We start from the raw sequence: 18,431 nt of genomic DNA on the forward strand, positions 1-18,431 counted from the left end.
CACGTGAAAAGTGCTTTCGGACTGGTGCGGACAAGACTCTCGACAAGCCCTATCCTCCCAGCTCGGGGGCACTTTTCTTGTCTAAACGGTCACTCCCGACCCGCCGCCCGGTGAAAGCCCGAGGCTAGGAGGCCCGCCCCTGAGTGGGGTTGCGGAGTTGGACGGTGGCCATGATGTGCAGGACCCGATTGATCTGCCGGTTGCCGGCTCACGACAGCCGGTGCCGAACCTGGTAGCCGAAGGACGTGTCAATCGGGGCCGCGCCGTTCCAGGAGGCAAAATTCGCCCGGCTGGGGAACCGGGCGATGTCGCCGACCTCGACCAGCAGGCGTGCCGCGCCTGAGGGACCGATACCGTGCAAATCCATCAGGGTGGTGTCGGTGGCTGCGACCAGTTCCTTCAGTTCCTTGTCGGCGTCCTTGGAACGCCGGTAGATGGGTTCCAGGTCGCCGATCAGTTCCGCAGCGACCCGGCGTCGCGCCTTGCCGACGGCGGCGGGGGGACGGACTTTGGCGAGCAGGGCCTTGGCTTGGGCGGCCGACAGGCTCTTCTTGGCCCCGCCGGGGATGAGCTCCAGCAGCTGCTGATACAGCTGGGAGACCATACGGTGTGGTCCTCGCCTAGGGACCGGCGGGAGTCCATCAGGATCCTGAGCACCGCGAACTGCTCGTCGTTGACACGGGTCCATACCGCGAGACGGCGGGCCGTGGACGGCCAGCGCTGGTCCGGGTTGAGCCGCGAGCAGGGGTACGGAATGCGGACCGGCACCATCGACCGCGGCACTGAAGATGGCAAGCGCGCCACTGCGCACGTTCAGTGTGTCTCCGTCTTCGTCCTGTGCAGTCGGGTACTCAAGCGCTCTGGCCAGCGCTTCCGAATAGTCTCCACCGGAGGCCTGCACGATGGCGACGGTGCCGCTCGCCGCCTGGAAGACCTCGATCCAACTGTCGTCGCGGACGACCCCCCGGCGCCGCCGACGAGGGCTGCTCGTTCGCCGCCGACGAGGGTGCTGGTTTCCTGCGGGCCGAGTTCGACGATCCGGTCGAACTCGTCGTCGCTGGAGCCGTGCCAGGCCTCACGAAGAGCGGCGTCGAGCGCGAGACCCCGGTTCGCCGTTGGTCCAGAGCCGACCAACGTGTACCCACGAGTCTTGCATTGCCCCAGTACCACGTTCGCGAGCGCCGCATACGGCTTCGGAGCCGGCCCGAACGGTTGAGCCCGGACGCCGCTGGACGACGCCGCCCACCTCTACGCCTGGACCGGCATTGAAGGCCACACGATGCTGCTCTCCTGCTTCAGCGACCGCACGATCGGCCTGTGGAGACTGGACGAAAGCTCACCTGGTGCCATCTCCGGCGAACGGATTCCCAGCAGCCACATTCGTGAGGCCGTGATCTGGCGTCTCGGCTCGGACATCTTCGCAACCGCAGGGCACGACCGCACCATCGTCATCCCCCCCGCGGCGACCACGACTCCACCGAGAGCCTGGCCGGTCACAGACCGGTCAGACGGTCAACTGTGCGCGTCACGCGATCAACTGCGGCGCCGCGGAGGAGGCGAGGCTGGAGGGCATGTCAACGCCTCAGTCCTCGCCGCCGTCCAGCGACTTTCCGCAGCCCGAGTCCCCAGCACGGTCCGGCGACGCGACGAACTGGTCACCGATCATCGCGCTCGCTGCTGGGATCGCGGTTCTCGTCGGTAGCGAGTTTCTGCCGGCGAGCGTGCTGCCCACGATGGCCAGCGACCTCGGGGTCAGCGAGGGCACCGCCGGTCTGGCGGTCGCGGCGACCGCGGTCGCGGGCGCGATCACCGCCCCCAGCATCGCGGTGCTGCTGCCGCGGACCGACCGGCGCACGGTCCCTGCTGGTCGCGGCGGCCGTCTCGAATCTGGCGGTGGCGGTCGCCCCCGGTTTCGCCGTCCTGCTCATCGGCCGGCTCATCCTCGGCATCGCCCTCTCCGGATACTGGTCGTTCGCGTTCGGCGCCGGAACCCGCGCCGTGCCGGGACGCGACAGCGTGGTCTCAACGTCCATCGCGCTGGGCGTCACCCTCGCGACGATCGCCGGCGTCCCGTTGGCCTCTCTGCTCGGGGACGCGGTCGGCTGGCGGTTGGTGTTCGGCGTCGCGGCGGCCCTCGGCATTGTCGCCGCCCTCGCCGTGGCCCTGACGTTGCCGCCGGTTCCCCCTCACCCGGCCGCCGGACTGGCGATGCTGCGGGCGGCGCTCGCCAACCGGTGGCTGATGGCCGGGGTGCTGGGCGTGGTCCTTGTCGCGTTCGGCAACTTCGCCGCCTACCCCTACATCCGGGTCGCGATCGAGGACATCGACGCGGGCGCCACGGTATGGCTGCTGCTGGCCTGGGGCATTGGCGGGTTGGCGGGCAACCTCACCGCCGGGCGGCTCGCGGGACGGCTGCGCGCTGTGATCGCCGCGGCCCCGCTGCTGCTGGCCGGCGGCCTGCTGGTCACCGCGACCGCGCCGTCCCTGCCGGTGCTGGCCGCGGGGGTCGTCATGTGGGGCCTGGCCTTCAACATGGTCCTGGTCGCCACCCAGCTCTGGGTGACCCGCGTCGAGCCCGAGCGTGCCGAGTCGGCCCTGTCGTTGCAGGTCACCGCGTTCCAGGTGGCGATCACGCTCGGGTCGGCGTCAGGAGGCGCGCTCCTGGACGCGGCGTGCAAGCGGCCTTCCTGCTCGGCACGGGGTTGGCCGCGGCGGCCGGGCTGCTTTTCGCTACGCTGCGCGTCCCGCGCGGGTGACGGCTCCCGCCAGACCTGCGGCGCGACACCGTGGTGGGACGAGAACGCCCGGCTGAAGGCAGCGGCGGAGCCGTACCCGACGGCGGACGCAATGTACTCCACCGGACGCGAGGGGTCGGCGAGCAACTGGCGCGCCTCCCGCATCCGGATCTGCCGGAGCACCTCCGCGGGTCCGCAGCCGAGTGCGCGGCGGAACCGCTCGCCCAGGGCGGAACGAGACAGGTGGACCAGGCGGGCCATCCCCTCGACGGTCCAGGGATCGGCCGGGCGGGCGGTCACGGCGGCCACCACCGCGGTGACGGCCTCGTCGGGAGGTCCGGCGTCGCCGCCCTTGTCCTCCTGCCAAGAGGTGGTCATCGCCGCGCCGATCAGGTTGCCGTAGCTGGCGGCGAACAGGGTCGGTCGGCACGCACGTTCGAGCGGGCACTGCGTGACGAGCGCCATGACGCCGGCATGCCGGGTGCCGAAGCCGCGGACCACCAGCGGGCTGGACAGCCGACGGACCGGGACGGCCATGCGCAGGTCTGCTACAACCAACGTGGACTCTTCATGCCGCTCCGACGCGGTGAGCCGGTGAGCGGTGCGGGCGTCGATGAGGACGGCGTCCCCCTCGGCGAGCGTCTGCGCCTCGAACGCCACTTCAAGCGTGAACTCGCCCTCCAACACCAATGCCCACAGCGGCCCCGGCGGTTCGGTGAGCACCGCGCCCGCCGGCAGCCGGACATGGTCCATCCGCGACATCTCCCACGCCGATTCCGGCGAGGAGGTGCCGACGTCGTCTACCCGTGAGACATCCACGATGTTCGCCACGTGAGCTGAAGCAGCTACAAGACGACGGCCTATTCCCGCGCGTCCCGGATGGCGTCCCGGTAGGCAGCACACGTCCACCAACTCCGCCGTTGCCAAAGCTACCCGGCGAAGGACAGTGAGATCGGAGAGCAAAGCTCAGTTGCTCCGAAGACCATCTGCGCCCCCTCGATCCCAGGACGGACCCGATGCGCCGATTCCTCTTGGCCACCACGACCGCCGCCGCTCTCGCCGGTGGCGCGATCTTCCTCGTTCCCGGCTCCGCCGCCGCCGACCCCGATCCCACCGACAACATTCTCGTCTTCGCTCTCGGCTTCACCGCCGACGACCCCGATCCCACCAACGACTTGATCGCCTTCGTTCCCGGCGACCCTGAGCCCACCGACCCGGCCGAGCCCACCGACCCGGCCCCCGACTACGAGTGCAGAGGCGCCGAGAAGGGAGTCTACCGGATTTGCCTCTACAACGAGAGCGGCGTAGAGATCAGCGGCCGGACGTTCAAAGATTACCAGAATGGCATTTTCATCAAGAACTCCGACAACATCACCATCTCCGGAAACACCTTCAAGAACATGACCGGCCCCAAGGCCTGGGCGGGCGTCCACGTCAAGGACTCCACTGACATCACGGTTACCGGGAACACGTTCACCAACCTCACCAACGCCGGAAGGATGCACGGCGTCTACCTAGTCCGGACGTCTGACTCCCTCGTCGAGAACAACAAGTTCCTCGACGTCACCGGTGACCCGGTCCGCCTCCGCGACGCCGCCCACAACAACACCGTCGAGCGCAACACGTTCATTAACTCGGGCAGGTACGCGCTGCTCAGCGAGTGGGGCATGCTCCCGCCGTACGGCATGGAGGAGTGCAGCACGGGCAACGTCCTCAAGAACAACAAGTACCGTTTCAACACGCCCAACCAGGTCAAGGTCCTGTCCGGGGGCAGGTCCGGGGGCACGGTGGGGTTGGAATGGGGCACCTGCAGCCCGGCAGGCGTCAAGGACGGCGGCGGCAACCGCAAAATCTGACCCTCCCGGCGACCGGGCCAGTCAATGAGCCCGTCGCCGCCTGCCGGTGGAATTCCGGCGCCGGGCAGCTCCCAGGAGCCCCGGTAGCAGGCCGCCGGGGGCCCACGTCCATGCAGGTGGCCTCCTCGTAGACCGCCTGCATGGACGTTGCCGAGTTCCCTGCAGGCGGCAAGCCCGCGCGCAGGCAGACGCGGCCCGTCTCGGGGGACTCCCCCGGCCGACAATACTCTCCAGTAGTTTTTCCGGAACGACACAGAAAGTGGTCGACCGACCATGGTGAGTCATTCCGGAAAAATGTTATCAGGCGTACATGAACGTATCTGTGTTGCTCAGGTAACCTCATCTTGTTCAGGTCGTCCGCCGGGGCAAGGGCTGCATCATGAACACCGATGGTCGGTTTCGCGAGCCCGACGTGGTGACGGGACCGGCGATTCGGAAGGACCACCGTGAGGGATCGACTCGTCGCAGTCAGACTCGGCATCCGCAGCAGTCTGTCGGGGGGCATGGCGGGGGTGCTGGCGCTCGCATTGCTGGGGACCGTGTTCGGGGTCGGTGCCCTCGGCCGAGCCGCCGAGGTCTTCGAGGGCGGCAGCTGGCTGTGGAGCAGCGATAAGGCACAGGTCAGCCGGGTCAACGCGCAGACCGGCCAGGTCGATCTGCGCCAACCCGTGGCGGACTCACGCGGACACCGGGTGGCCGTCTCGCAGAACGACCGGTATCTGATCCTGCGTGACCTCGCCACCGGCCAGGTCACCTCGGTGGATCTGACATCCCTGGGCTTCTCCGGCCGACTGGACGTGGGCACGCGGAGCAGCTTCCATATCGCCCTCAACGACGAGAACGCTCTCCTCATCGACCGGGCGAACGGGGAGATCCGCAAGCTCGACCCGGCCACCCTGCAACCGGCGGGGCGCGGGCTGCGCCTGCCCGGCCCGCTGGTCGGCGGGGAGTTCGACGCCAAGGGGGAGCTGTGGTTCGCCTCACCGGGGCAGGGGACGGCCATCGGCGTCCGCCTGAGCGGGGACGTACCGAAGGTGACCCACACGGTGCCGGTCGCCAGGCCTGGTAGTGATCTGGCATTCACCGTGCTCGACAAGGGCGCGTTGGCGGCCGACCGCAAGGGCGGCCGGCTGGTCGTGGTGGACGGGGAGGACACCCGTGTGATCACCTCACCTGTGACGCTGACCGATGCGACCGCGCCCGATCGCACGGAGGGGCCGCTCGCCGCCGTCACCGTGCCGACCGCGCGTGCCGTAGTGACGATCGACAATGTGCTGACCGGCGGCAGCAAGGCGCAGAAGACGTCGGTGCACAGCCGGGTCCAGAGCCCGGCGGTGCCCTTCTCCGGACGGCTCTACGTACCCGACGCCGAGGGACGGCGAGTGCGGGTGTACAAGCCCGGCGGCGCCCAGGTGAGCGTAATTACCATCCCCGGTGCCGGCAGCCGCGGCGGCGCCGACCTGGAACTGCAGGTTCATGGCACCAACCTGTTCATCAACGATCCCGACGGCGGCGGCGCCGCCGCCGTCACACCGCGGCATCAGGTCAGGCTCGTCGACAAGGCGGAGGGGCCGTCCACCATCGGTGGCGAGGGGAAAAAGAGTAGCGCCCCCGAGCCGCCCGACGATCGCAACACTCCCTCCTCGCCGCCGCAGTCGCCGTCCGGACTGGTGCAGTCGCCCCCAGGACCGGCGCAGTCGCCCTCCGGACCGCCGCACTCGTCCGGGCCCGGGCCGGAGACGCCCCCCGCGCCCCCGGCACCGAAGGTCGGTGAGCCCCCAGGGGCGCCGGTGCCTGTGACCGCGTTGGCCGGTGACAGGCAGGTCGCGCTGTCGTGGGAGGCGGCATACTCGCCGGACGATCCCGTCGACGGCTACCGGGTGACGTGGAACGGCGGTGAGCGCACGGTAACCGGCGGCCTGCTGAATACCACGGTCACAGGGTTGACCAACGGCCGTGCGTACCGCTTCCGGGTGACCGCGTTCAACAGCTTCGGGGCCGGCCCATTCGCCCAGTCAGAGCAGGTCGCACCGGCGGCGGCACGCCCCGACCCCCCAACCGGGGTCAGCGCGAAGGTACAGGCGGACGGTTCTGTCGAACTGCGCTGGGACCAGGTCACCGGGGCGGACCAGTACGTCATCACCGCGACCAACCGAGCGGGCGGCGCGGGCTACCCCACACGCACCTGGGGTACCTCACCGGTCGTCTACATCGACGGGCGGCCCACGGTGCGGATGACGATCAGTGACATGCCCGAGGGGTCCTGGACGTTCACCGTCGTCGCCCGTACCGGCTCCGGAGCCAGCAGCGGCGCCAGTGCCCCGAGCAACAGCGTACGGATCTCCGCACCGAGCACCCCCCGGCCCGGAGGCTCTCGCACTCCCGGACCCGGTACCCCCGGACCCGGCACCGACAGCCCCGAAACCCGCAACCCCGAAACCGTCGACGTCATCATCCCCGAGCCCGGGACTCCACCGGCTCCAACCCCGGCCCCTACCCCCGGCAGTCCCCCACCCGTCGTCATCGTGACCCCGGTCGACTGAGCAGAGCCCGCGCCACCGTCCGCAGCACCTGATCGATGGTCGACGGCGGCGATCGGCCCGCCATCCTACGGTGGCGGGCCCGGGTGACCCCGGACGGCCCCACCGTGCCCGGACGGCACATGACGGCGGGCCGGCCGGTCATCGGAACGACATTGGACGCCCCCGCGAGCAGCAGGACGATTTGAACGCCAGAGTTGGAAATCAGTGAACGACACTTTCAAACCGTTGAATCCGAACGAGGCAGCCATCGCATCCGACGAGGCAGATCGGATCGCGACCGCCATCGAAACGGTCGTCCTCGGTAAGCCGAACGTCGTGCGATTGGCGCTCACCGCGCTGTTCAACGAAGGGCACATCCTCTTTGAGGACGTGCCCGGAGTGGGCAAGACGACCCTGGCCCGCGCTATCGCCGCGATGATGAGCGGTACGTGGCGGCGAATCCAGTTCACCCCCGACCTGCTGCCCGCCGACGTCACCGGCGTCACCGTCTTCGACCAGGCGTCCGGCAAGTTCGAGTTCCATCCCGGTCCGGTGTTCGCCAATGTGCTGATCGCCGACGAGATCAACCGCGCGTCCCCCAAGACTCAGTCCGCGCTGCTGGAGGTGATGGAGGAGCGGCACGTCACCGTAGACGGCACGCGGCACCCTGTGCCGAGGCCGTTCCTGGTCGTGGCGACGCAGAACCCGGTGGAGATGGACGGCACCTACCGGCTGCCCGAGGCGCAACTCGACCGCTTCATGGTGCGTCTGTCACTGGGCTATCCCGACGCGGCCGTGGAGCTGGCGCTGATGCGCGGCGCGGCGCGGCGCTCCGCGGACGAGGTGGAGCCGGTGACCAACGCCAAGGGGATCTCCCTGATGGGCGAGTTGGCCGAGCGGGTGTACGTCCACGACTCGGTGTACGACTACGTGCTCAAGATCGCGCAGGCGACCCGGGCGCATCCCGGCCTGCGGCTGGGCGCGTCCCCGCGCGCCACGGTCGCGTTGATCCGCGCCGCGCAGGCACATGCTCTCGTCGACGGGCGGCCGTTCGTGCTCCCCGAGGACGTCAAGACGCTGGCCGGGCCGGTGCTGGCGCACCGGCTGGTGCTGACCTCCGACGCGGCGCTGCGTGATCTGACCGGCGAAGCCCTGCTGGACCAGATTCTGGAGGCGACGCCAGCACCGCAGCCCGGAGCGGCGTACGCGGCCGCCGAGCGCGTCTGAACGCCATGCCGACCCAACGGGGACTGCTGGTGGCCGGAAGCGGCGTGGCCCTGCTGGCGGTGGGCCTGCTCCTCGGCTATGGGGAGCTGGCGCTGCTCGGCGCCGTGGCCCTGCTCGCCGTCGCAGCCGGAATCGTGCAGGCGGGCTGGCCCGCCCGGTTCCGGGTTCGGCGCCTGGTGACCGACGCCCGGGTGCGTGAGGGCGACATGATCACGGTGACGCTCGATGTCTCCGCCGAGACGCGCGGCCTCAGGCCACGCCGCGTGCTGGTGGCCGCGGATTGGGTCGACGGTCCGGACGGCCCCGTCCGGCGGCCGCTGCCGGAACTGCGGACGCTCCCTGCCCGGGTCGGCTACGAATTGCGCGCCGACCGCCGGGGCGTGTTCGACATCGGCCCGCTGGAGGCCGGTCGCATCGACGCGCTGGGCTTGGCGACCAGCGTCCGCCGCCACGGCGAGACCACGCGGGTGCTCGTGCACCCGCCCGTGCACCCGATGTGCGCGGTCCCGAACGGCGCGGTCGCCGACCCCGATGGGCGGCGGGACGCCGCCGGCTCGGACGGCCTGACCTTCCATGGGTTGCGGGAGTACGTCCCGGGCGACGACCTGCGACGGGTGCACTGGCGCAGCTCCGCGCGGCAGGGGCGGCTCATGACGCGCGAGCACGTCGACACCTCGCGGCCCCGGATCGTCGTCCTGGTGGACCGGCGGGTGACCGGCCGCGGCAAGCTGGACGAAGTGGCAGCCGCCGCCGCGTCGGTCCTCGTCGCGGCGTGCCGGGCCGGGCTCGGCATCGAGCTTCAGCTGATCGGGGGGCGCCGCGCCGACGGGAGGACCGGCCCCACCGCGATGCTCGACCTGCTCGCCGAGATGACACCGGCGACGGCCGCTCCCGTCCGCCCGGGCGACCGAGACGAGTCGTCTGCGGGCCCGCCCGCCACCGCGGGCTCCGCGCATCCCGAGCTGATCACCGCGTGCCGGCTGCTGCGGCTGCGCCCGGCCGCAGACGTCGTCATCCTGATCAGCGCCGCCGCCGAGGCGGCGGACCTGGTGGTGCTGGGAGAGCTGCGCAGCTGCTATTCCGCTCTCATCGCGGGTTTGATCGGCACCCCTCGCGATGTCGCCGTGCCGGGGCTGCTCGTCCTGGGGGCCACCGATGCCGGGGACCTGGCCCGGCGCTGGGACAGGGTGCGCGAGTGGCGATGAGGGCCGGCGCCGGTGTGCAGGGAGGCCGCGGCGGCACCGTCGCGGCGCACACGTCGCTGATCGCGGCGGTGGGCGCCTCGGCGCTGGTGTTCGCCCCCGGCTACGACGAGCCGGCACCGGTGCTCGCACTGCTCGGATGTGCGGCGGCGCTGTCGGTGGCCGTCGCAGCGGGTCTGACTGCGCGTCTGTCCACCGCTGGTGCTCTTCTGTGCGGGCTGCTGGTGCCCCTGGTCTGCGTGACGGCAGTGGCGGCATGGCGGCCGGGGCCGGTTCCGGGGGTGATCCCCGGGGCGGCCGACGCGTTGCTGCATTCGGGCGCCCGCATCCTGACGACGACTTCTCCGGCTCCGACGACCGTGGACACCCTCACGCTCCCTCTGCTGGCGACGTGGCTGGCCGGTGCGGCGTCGGCGTCGGCGTTGCGCGGGGCCCGTCCGCTGACCGCGCTACTGCCCCCGGTGGGCCTGCTGACCGGTGCGGTGGTGCTGGCCGGCCCGACCGACAGGCCGGGCTATGGCGCCGTGGCCGTCCTGGCCGCCTCCGCCGCGGTGCTGCTGGGCACCGTGGCACCCGCAGGCTCCGGCGGTGCTCGGCTCAGGCTTCCCGGCAATCGCGCGGTCATGCGGACGCTGGCCTCGGCCGCCGCGCTCGCCGCGCTGGTCGCGCTCGCCGGGCCGCCGATCATGGCGGACTGGTCGCGGCGCCCCCCCGATCCCCGGTCGGCGGCACGGCCGCCCACGGCCTCGCAGGAGGCGGTCAACCCGCTGAGCTACCTGCCGGCCTGGGGGCGGTGGCCGAACGAGCGGCTGCTGCGGGTACGCGCCGACCGGCCCGTCGAGCTCCGGTGGGTGACGCTGGCGGAGTTCACCGGACAGACCTGGCTGCCCGAGGCGGCCTACCGCCCGGCCGGCGCCCGGCTTCCGGCGCCGAAGCCGGTGCCCCGGCGCGCCACCGCGCACACCGCGAGCATCACCGTGGGGGACATGCCCGGCCCCTGGCTGCCGACCGCCGGGTACCCGCGCAGCGTGCAGGGCCTCGCAGTGGCCTACGACCCGAACTCGGGCACGCTGGTGACACGCGGCGGGCAAAGCGCCGGGTGCCGGTACACGGTCTCCGGTGAGGTGCCGGACTGGCGGTCAGCCGATCTGGCCGACGCTCTGGTGCCCACCGACCCGGCGTTCGAGATCTATCGGGAGCTGACCACGGAGCCGCCCGCGCGCATCAGGGACCTGGCTGTGCTCGTCGCCGGAAGGGGCGCCCCGTACCACAAGGCGGCGCGGCTGGCCGAGTACCTGCGCAACCACTACGTTCTCGATGTCCGGGCCCGGGGCGGCCACGGATACGCCAACCTCGCCTCGTTCCTGGTTGCCCCGGGCGGGGGGCGGCGGGGGGCGGGCACCGCCGACCAGTTCGCGAGCGCGTTCGCCGTCCTGGCACGCGTCGCCGGGCTGCCCAGCCGGGTGGTCGTGGGATTCGAGGAGGGGAGGCCCGACGGCTCCGGCCACCGGTGGATCCACACCGGGGACGCGGTCGCCTGGGGTGAGATCTACTTCAAGGACGTCGGTTGGGTGCCGTTCGACGTCATCCCGGGCAGGCAGACTACCACCGGTTCGCGGGCCGCTCCCGAGGGGGCCCTACCGAGCGCGAGGCCGAGCAGTCGACCGTCCCCACGGCCTTCGACCGGGCAGCCGACCGCACCGGGCGTCTCAGGACACGGCACCCGGGGCGGCGATGGCGGTACCCGGTTGTGGGCGCCGATTCTCATGGTCGCCGGAATGGGAATCCTCGTGTCGCCAGTGCTCGTCGTGCCGCTGCTGCGCTGGCGCCGAACCCGCAGACGGCTGCGGCGAGGTGCGGCCGCGGAGCGGATCCTGGGCGCCTGGGCGGAGGCGCTGGACGCGCTTCGCCTGGCGGGACGGCCCGTCCCGGCGGCCTACACCGCTCGGGACATCGCGGCCCGGTATCCCGAGTTGGAGTGGCTCGCCGGGCAGGTGAACGCCGCCGGCTTCGGGCCGCGGCCGGCGGCCGGTCCGGGGGACGCGGCGGCGGCGACCGACCTCACCCGCGCCTATTCCCGGACGCTGCGCACATCACAGCCGCCGCTGCGCAGACTGCTGTGGTGGCTCGACCCTCGTCCCCTGTTCTGGTGACCGCGGCCGCCTGATGACGCGAGAGGTCAGGAGACGCGCGCGGTGCAGACGGGCTTGGTGGCGGCGACCTGGTCGATCGTGAGGACCGCGACCACGGCGAAGCAGTAGTCCACGGTCGGATTCAGCCCACTGATCTCTACCTTCGAGGTACCGGCCGCCGCCTCGGCCAACCTGGTGGGCGTCCGCCCCCTGGGGCCTCCCACCACATAGTGGGCGGCCCTGCCGTCACTGGCGTCCTCCCACGTCAGCGTCACCAGGATCTGGCGGTCGACGATTCGGACTTGCCGCGGGGTGTGGCCTCCCGCCTTACGCGGTGTGACCATCGTGCTCGGCGAGGCACCCGTCTTCGTGGACATGTTGGCCGCGCCATCGGTCGGGGCCGTCCCCCCGCGCAGCCCGAGGACGGCGTAAAGGATCAAACCGAGCACCGCTCCGCCGATCGCGGCGGAGGCGTACGCCGAGTGGCGGCTCCGGGAAGGGGCGGGCCCGACGGGCGGGAGGCGGTGCCCGGGCGGGACGTCGTCCTCATGGTGCCGCAGGGGGACGTGATCGGGCTCGGGCGGCGCCTCCACCGCGAGGGGCCAGAACGCGGGGGCCTGGGGCTCCGGGGTCTCGGACGTGCCGAACGGCTGGGGGCCGGGCTCCGCAGCCTCCTCCGGCGTGCCGAACGGCTGCGGACCGGAAGCCGGGAAGAGCGGGGTCTCGGACGATGTGCGGGGCCGGGGCGCGGGCGCCGGGGACTGCGGAGGCTCGGACACCGTGAAAGGCTGGGACGCGGGGACCGGGGAGACGTCGTCGGCAGCCGGCGCGGCCGACTGGGCCCGATCGTCCTCGTCCTCGCCCGGTTCCGGCACGGTCGCCTCGTCCACGTCGATGAGGAGTTCGGGACGGCGTTCCGGCGGCCGCGGCTCACCGTCCGGGTCGGGATCCGGCGCGTGCCGGTCCGGAAACGTCAGCCACTCCTCGTCCAGCCAGGGCTCCCCGGGCTCGGGCGCCGGTTCGGGAGGCGCCGGTTCGGCGGACTCCGCTTCGGGGTGCGCCACCTCGAAGAAGCCCCATCCCACCGTCGCCCCCGGTCCGGGCAGGACGGCTTGCGCCGGTTCCGCCGCAGCCGACCACGCGGCCGCCGACAGCGCCAGGGCGAACTCCTCTCCGTCGCCGAACCGGTGGTCGGGGTCCTGGGCCATGGCCCTCGACAGGACGTTCTGGAACGCGTCCGGCACGTCGCCGCGCCGGATCATCGGCACTGGGTCCCGCAATGCCCGTTCCCGGTAGATGACGACGTCGGGCTCTGCGCCACCGGGGTCTGCGAAAGGTGAATAACCGGCCAGCAGGGTCCACATGGTGGAGGCGAGAGCATAGATGTCGGACGACGGCGACGGAGCGGATCCCTCCAGGATCTCGGGCGCAACGTGACGGATCACGCGGACGCCCAGCGCGTCCGAGAACTCCTCCGGCGCGCGGCACACGGGGAAATCGGCCAGCAGGGCCCCGGCCTCGCCGCGCAGTATGTTGCCCGGTGTCACAGCCCTGTGCACCAGGCCCGCCTCATGCGCCGCCGTCAGCGCCGCCGCGACCGCGGTACCCATCTGGACGACCTCACTCACCGGCAGCGGTCCGCGGGCGGCCATGATGTCGGCGTAGGACCCGTCGGGACAGTACTGCATCGCCACATAGGGCCGGCCTGTCGTGGTGATGCCCGCGTCGTAGAGCTCGACGATGTGCGAGTGTGCGCCGAGGCCGAGGGTGACGGCCCATTGCTCGTCGTCCACCGGAGCGGCCGATCCCGATCGGTTTCGCCGGAGCACCTTGAGAGCCGCCGGCGCGTCGGTGCCGTCCCGCAACGCACGGTAAACAACGGCGGTTTGGCCCCGACGCAGCACAGAAAGCAAGTCATAACCGGAAACCAAGCGGGTGACGACGTCGTCATCCTTCATGCTCGACATGTCAGAGACTCCTCCTCTCTCGCTTCCCTGTTTCTGGAGCCCTTCAGGAAATCGCGACGCGGCCCGACATACCGCCCTAGAATACGACTTCGTTCGCTCCTCATCTGTGCCGCTGGAGGGTGAGCAGATCAGACCGGCGTATCGGCCGTCTCCCAGCCGAGCGGGGCATGGCCGTCAACCCGGGCAGGTCGGTGGTCGCAGCGCGCGGCCCATCTTCTTGCGGGGATCCGGGTGTTCAGCAGGTCCAGCGCGGCGCCCTTCCCGTCCCCCTGCCTTCACTGACCGTCGGCCAGTCGCCGGTCATGGCGTAAGCCAGGCCGGAGGGTAGGCGGGTTCGGCACCGAATCCATGGCCATGACCGTTCGGGGGCGCACCGATTCGGCAAGCGGCGAATCGCGCGGATGCGGATCGCCTCGGGGCAGGATGGTAAGCATCCGATCCCCGGGGACGGACCACGACAGCGGAGAGACATGAACAGGCTGACCCTTGAGGCCGCCGGCTGCCTGGTGCCGCACTAGGGTCCGAACGAGACTGCCACCGAGGTGGAGAAAGCGCCATTGTCTGAATCGCGACCAGCACAGGACGGGCCGGACGAGCCGGCTGGGATGCTGGGTTTGCTGGTGCTCACCGTCGACGACCAGGACGTCGGCGTCCTGCATCGCAGCGTACTCGACCTGGTCGCGGAGATCGCCGGTCGGCTGGGCGGCGGCCACGCCACCGCGCTCGGCACCCGCCCGGCCGCGTTCGACGCCGGCCAGATGCCGCGGCTGCGGCGTGAGCTGGAGCAGGTCGCCGCGTTCGCGGACGCCACCCGGCGCCACGGGTGGTCGCTGGGGGAACTGGCCGCCGCCCCGGCAGAGCGGTCGGTCCCAGTGCTGGAGACCGAGAAGGGCACGGTGTGGGTGAATCCCGTCCGCGGGTTCGAGTTGCACGACGCGGCCGGTGTGCGGCCGCTCACCGAACTGGACGACATGCCGGGGACCGCACGCCGGACGCCTGCGACCCGCCTCATGGGTCCGCTGCTGGCGGCGGCGGCACGTGCGCGCCGACTGGAGATCCGGGAGCGGGACTGACCGGCGCGTCGCCCGGTCAACGAGCGGTGAGCTTGCCGAGCGCCGCAAATCGACCGGAGACGGCGAACCGGACGCCGGTGGTGAACGGCGTCCGCGGGTTGGCGATCAAGGCGCCGAGTTGCCCGGCCGCCGCCATCTCCTCCGTCTCCCCACCCGGGCGGACCCCGACGGCGTAGTCGGCGCACAGCGGGCTCGGCGCCGCGACGCACCCCTGGGGCAGCACCGCGAACGGGCCCATGAATATCCGGCTACACGGCGGGATGAGCGAAGCGAGGGCCCGCAGGACGACCGGAGCCGCCGGCCCTGTCAGCGTCACGACGTCCATGTTCCGCAGCGCCCGCTCGACCTCGGAGATCTGCTGGGGGGCGGCGACGCCGGCCGCGACGAGCGCGGCCGCGTCCGTGGGCCCGACGTACTGGCGGCTCACGATGATGGAGCCGCCGGACTCGGTGAACACGGCGCCCACCTCGTCCAAGGAGCCGATGACCGCGTCGACGGCCCGTCTTGCGGCACCGGTGCTCGGGAAACCGGGAATCTCCCGAACGCCGAACGGACCGCAGATCATGACCTCTGTGCCCCGGATGTGGATCTCCTCCACCTCCGGGTCGCGCCACTGCTCCCCCAGGAGATGCCATCCGTTCAGCAGGTCGTGCACCTGGGCGGCCAGACCTCCGTCTCCCCGAGCCGGCCCGGTCAGCGCTTTCAGCGCGGCCGCCCGCCGCGGCCCGTCGACGACGTCGGCCGGCCACGCAGTGAACTGCCCGCGCAGCGAGTCGTGCAGCCGCTCGGCGGCATCCCAGGACGGGGGGGACGGAGCGGGCTCGGCCGTGGGAGGGGTCGGCCACTGCGCCGTCCGCGGCGCCGACCGGACGGACGTCGGTTTCGGCGGCACGCCGTTCGCCGCGGGCACGCCGTTCGCGGCGGGGGCGGCCGCCCCGGCCTCCGTGAATTTCCTGGTCTCCCCTGCCTTTCCCGCTTCCCCGACCTCGCCGGCCTCCCTGCGCGCCTTGGGTGGTCTGGGCGCCTTGGTCCGGGAGGCGCTCCGCCTGGCGGCCACCCGTTCATCCTGCGGCGCCTGACGCGGCTCGGGGGCCGGCCCGCCCCCGTCCGCCTCGGTGACGCCGATGGACGCCCAGAAGTCCATGCCCTGATCGGAGCTCTGATCACTTGCCATGATGGTCGGTCCTTCGCTGAGAGATTCGTCGGCGGTGCTGATCAGACCCGGCTGAGTCCGAGCACCTTCTTCCACAGATTCGCGCGGCCGTTCCCCGGCGGGGTGAGCGTCGCCGTGCCGAACGCGGTCTCGCCGGTCACGGCCTGGAGGATCTCGCGGAACGTCTCGGCCAGTCCGGGGCCGACCTGCATGCCGACCAACTGGTGGTTGTTCACCGCCTGCATCCACTCCTCGTCGTCGGGGACCACCCCGACGAACCGCCAGCCGGGCAGCAGGTCCATCACGTCCTCCGGGCCGCAGTCCACGTCGCCGCGGGCCCGGTTGAGCACCAGCGACAGCCTTCGCGGATCCACGCCCCCGTCCCGGGTGTGCTGCGGCAATGTGATCGCCCGCAGCCAGGCCTGGGCGGCCTCCAGCGTCACCCGGTTGGGCTCGACCGGAACGAGTATCGCGTCGGCCTGTGGCAGGACCAGTTCGGTGAAGGTCGTGTGGTAGAGCTCCGCCACCGGCGTGTCGACGAACACGAAGTCGAACGCGTTCCGCAGCGCCGCGATGATCCGCTGGTACAGCGTCGCGTTGATCACGGCCGGGTCGGCGGTCACGATGTCGGGCGGCCCGAGCAGCGCGTAGAGGTCTATCTCGGCGATGCGCGCCATGTGGCCGCGCAGGGCTTGCGGGTGCAGGGCCCCGGGGTTCTGGAACACGTCGAGAATCGTCGGGGAGTCCAGGCTCAGATAGCGCCCGACGTCGGCCTGCTGGAAATTGGTGTCCACCAGGGCCACAGTGCCAGCCCTTCCCACGGCCTGCAGCAGACGGGCCGCGTACACGGCCAGATTCACCGTCATGCTGGTCTTGCCGACCCCGCCCTTGGCCGCGGTGACGGCGATGACCTGCCCGCGGTGGCCGGCGGATTCCGGCGTCTCGGCCTCCATCGGTCGTCGCGCCGGTCCCGCAAGCGAGAGGGCGGGCCTGGACGGCGTGGCCGCGCTCGCGACATGAGGCGTGGCCGCCGGGTGCACCGCGGGGGGCTCGGCCGCCGTCGTCCCGTCCGGTTCGCGGGCGACGCCGAGCATGGTCAGCAGTTCCGACAGCCGCACTCGGCTGCCGGTGATGCACACCCCGGAGTCGAACACCTCGCCCCGTTGCTTGAAATGGTCGTGGACCAGCACGGTGAAGCCGTTGCCCGCCAGCCCGTTGGCCAGCACGCTCACATCGGCGCCCGGAAGGTCCTCTTTGAACCCGGGCGCGAACATGAACGCGGCCGGTTGGCCGACCCGGCCGCTTCTGGACAGTGTGCGAAGTTCGGCCGCCGAGGCGGCGTCGAACACGGCGGTGAACTTCCCGGTCTCACGCAGCTTCTCCGCGACGCTCGGAGCCCCCGCCACGACGAGGTTCGGCGTAGTTGCCATCTCTGGTCCCCAGATTGTCCGCCAACCGGTGCAGGCGGTTGGTCTCTGCTGCGACTGTGTGGGCAAGGGCGGCTGCGGCCACCATGGCGAGGTGTGGATGTATCGCGCCCTGGCACTGTCGCCGTTGAACACCCCGAGGACCGCGGAAGCGGGGGAGCGGCATCGGGCACCAGCTGGGCGGCCCCGGCGATGTTCGCCTCGACGGCGCAGCGGTCGGCTCGTCCCGCAGCGTCTCACACCGCGTCGTTGAGGCGCTGGTGCAGTTTGGTCAGAGCCTTGTTGTGGATCTGCCGTACCCCCTCCCGGGACAGCCCGAGCTGCTCCCCGATGACGCGGAACGGCTGCTCCGGCCAGCCGTCCAGGCCGAACCGTCGCGTCAGGACATACCGTTCACGCGAATCGAGGGCAGGCAACCCCTCGTGTCGGATGGCCCGCAACTGGAACTGGAGCAGGACCTGCTCTTCAATGGACGGGACGGGGTCGGCTACCCACTCCTCCCGAGAGTCGTCCTGTTCGTCCGGTGCCGCGCCGCCCGCGTGCATGCTGTCGAGCCACGGCGGCGCCAGCACCCGCCGGACCTGGGCGACCGACACCCCGGCGCGTTCGGCGATCGCGGCGAAGTCCGGGGCGGCGTCCACGCCGGCCTCGTCCAGCAGGGCGCGCTCGGCCGCGAGGATGATCGGGCGCTTCTCGAAGTCGCCCGGGTTGAGGTTCGGGTGGTCGGCGTCGCGGACCGCGCGCAGGATCTCCCGCTGGATCGGCTTGAACGCCCAACTCGCGAACGAGCCGCGGGCCGGGTCGTAGGTCGAGATGGCCCACAGCAACCCGACCTTGCCGGCGCTCTCGAAGTCCTCACAGTGTTCATAGGACTTGGAGGTGAACAGTGCGACGTAATGCCGCACCAGGCCGTAGTTCCCCTGCACGAGCTTCGCGGTCACCTCGTCGAGTTCGCGCTCGGCCCGGCGCAGCGCCAGTTCCGGCAGCGCACCGGACTCGCCGGTGGCGGCGCGCTCGCGCAGCCGATCGATCCGCTCCAGGAGTTCCCGGCGCCGGGCGAACAGCCGGTCGTTGCGGTCGTGGAACCCCATGACGTCAGGCCGCCCGCTGACCGGCCGGGAGATACGGTCCATCGTG

The 18,431-nt window shown here is 71.3% G+C and carries 12 protein-coding genes and 2 pseudogenes; 7 read left to right on the forward strand and 7 right to left on the reverse strand.

The genetic code is table 11. The features are described from left to right. Positions 1-208 precede the first annotated feature (208 nt). Both ABFX46_RS07980 and ABFX46_RS07985 read right to left on the reverse strand, forming a co-directional pair. A complete protein-coding gene (locus ABFX46_RS07980; RefSeq protein ID WP_346040705.1) occupies positions 209-604 on the reverse strand; it encodes a transposase in 396 nt (131 codons plus the stop codon). Positions 605-1,582: 978 nt separating this feature from the next. Further along, a complete protein-coding gene (locus ABFX46_RS07985; protein ID WP_346041444.1) occupies positions 1,583-1,855 on the reverse strand; it encodes a hypothetical protein in 273 nt (90 codons plus the stop codon). Positions 1,856-1,863: 8 nt separating this feature from the next. Here ABFX46_RS07985 and ABFX46_RS43435 point away from each other — a divergent pair. Next, positions 1,864-2,628 (forward strand): annotated as a pseudogene (locus ABFX46_RS43435) (MFS transporter); the annotation flags it as partial. Between the two features lie 191 nt (positions 2,629-2,819). On the opposite strand, the pseudogene ABFX46_RS43440 reads toward ABFX46_RS43435, so the two are convergent. Further along, positions 2,820-3,497 (reverse strand): annotated as a pseudogene (locus tag ABFX46_RS43440) (AraC family transcriptional regulator); the annotation flags it as partial. 254 nt (positions 3,498-3,751) lie between these two features. Between ABFX46_RS43440 and ABFX46_RS07995 the strand changes: the two are divergent. From ABFX46_RS07995 to ABFX46_RS08015, 5 genes are all read left to right on the forward strand, one after another. Then, positions 3,752-4,591, forward strand: a complete 840-nt coding sequence (locus ABFX46_RS07995; RefSeq protein WP_346040706.1) for a right-handed parallel beta-helix repeat-containing protein — start codon at positions 3,752-3,754, stop codon at positions 4,589-4,591. Positions 4,592-5,094: 503 nt separating this feature from the next. Then, on the forward strand, positions 5,095-7,134 hold the full coding sequence (locus tag ABFX46_RS08000; protein ID WP_346040707.1) for a fibronectin type III domain-containing protein: 2,040 nt from the start codon (positions 5,095-5,097) through the stop codon (positions 7,132-7,134). Positions 7,135-7,359: 225 nt separating this feature from the next. After that, positions 7,360-8,340: an AAA family ATPase gene (locus ABFX46_RS08005; protein WP_346040708.1), complete on the forward strand. Its 981-nt coding sequence runs from the start codon at positions 7,360-7,362 to the stop codon at positions 8,338-8,340. 5 nt (positions 8,341-8,345) lie between these two features. Next, entirely contained in the window at positions 8,346-9,545 is a 1,200-nt protein-coding gene (locus ABFX46_RS08010) for a DUF58 domain-containing protein (RefSeq protein ID WP_346040709.1), read from the forward strand. Continuing rightward, positions 9,542-11,695 carry a transglutaminase TgpA family protein gene (locus tag ABFX46_RS08015; RefSeq protein ID WP_346041412.1) on the forward strand — a complete coding sequence of 718 codons (2,154 nt, stop codon included), beginning with the start codon at positions 9,542-9,544 and terminating at the stop codon, positions 11,693-11,695. The genes ABFX46_RS08010 and ABFX46_RS08015 overlap by 4 nt, the downstream gene beginning before the upstream one ends. Positions 11,696-11,721: 26 nt before the next feature. Here ABFX46_RS08015 and ABFX46_RS08020 read toward each other — a convergent pair whose 3' ends face one another. Further along, positions 11,722-13,641, reverse strand: coding sequence for a protein kinase domain-containing protein (locus tag ABFX46_RS08020; RefSeq protein ID WP_346040710.1), 1,920 nt, complete (start codon positions 13,639-13,641; stop codon positions 11,722-11,724). 605 nt (positions 13,642-14,246) lie between these two features. On the opposite strand from ABFX46_RS08020, the gene ABFX46_RS08025 reads away from it, so the two are divergent. After that, positions 14,247-14,714, forward strand: a complete 468-nt coding sequence (locus ABFX46_RS08025) for a hypothetical protein (protein WP_346040711.1) — start codon at positions 14,247-14,249, stop codon at positions 14,712-14,714. Positions 14,715-14,730: 16 nt separating this feature from the next. Here the strand turns inward: ABFX46_RS08025 and ABFX46_RS08030 are convergent, their stop codons facing one another. The 3 genes from ABFX46_RS08030 to ABFX46_RS08040 form a co-directional block, all read right to left on the reverse strand. Next, positions 14,731-15,888: a hypothetical protein gene (locus tag ABFX46_RS08030; RefSeq protein ID WP_346040712.1), complete on the reverse strand. Its 1,158-nt coding sequence runs from the start codon at positions 15,886-15,888 to the stop codon at positions 14,731-14,733. A gap of 41 nt (positions 15,889-15,929) precedes the next feature. Beyond that, complete coding sequence (locus ABFX46_RS08035; protein ID WP_346040713.1) at positions 15,930-17,297, reverse strand: CpaE/TadZ family protein; 1,368 nt, start codon at positions 17,295-17,297, stop codon at positions 15,930-15,932. A 233-nt stretch (positions 17,298-17,530) separates the two neighbouring features. Further along, entirely contained in the window at positions 17,531-18,427 is an 897-nt protein-coding gene (locus tag ABFX46_RS08040) for a sigma-70 family RNA polymerase sigma factor (RefSeq protein ID WP_346040714.1), read from the reverse strand. Positions 18,428-18,431: the final 4 nt, after the last annotated feature.

This window comes from Actinomadura chokoriensis (assembly GCF_039529475.1).
GTDB lineage: Bacteria > Actinomycetota > Actinomycetes > Streptosporangiales > Streptosporangiaceae > Spirillospora > Spirillospora bangladeshensis.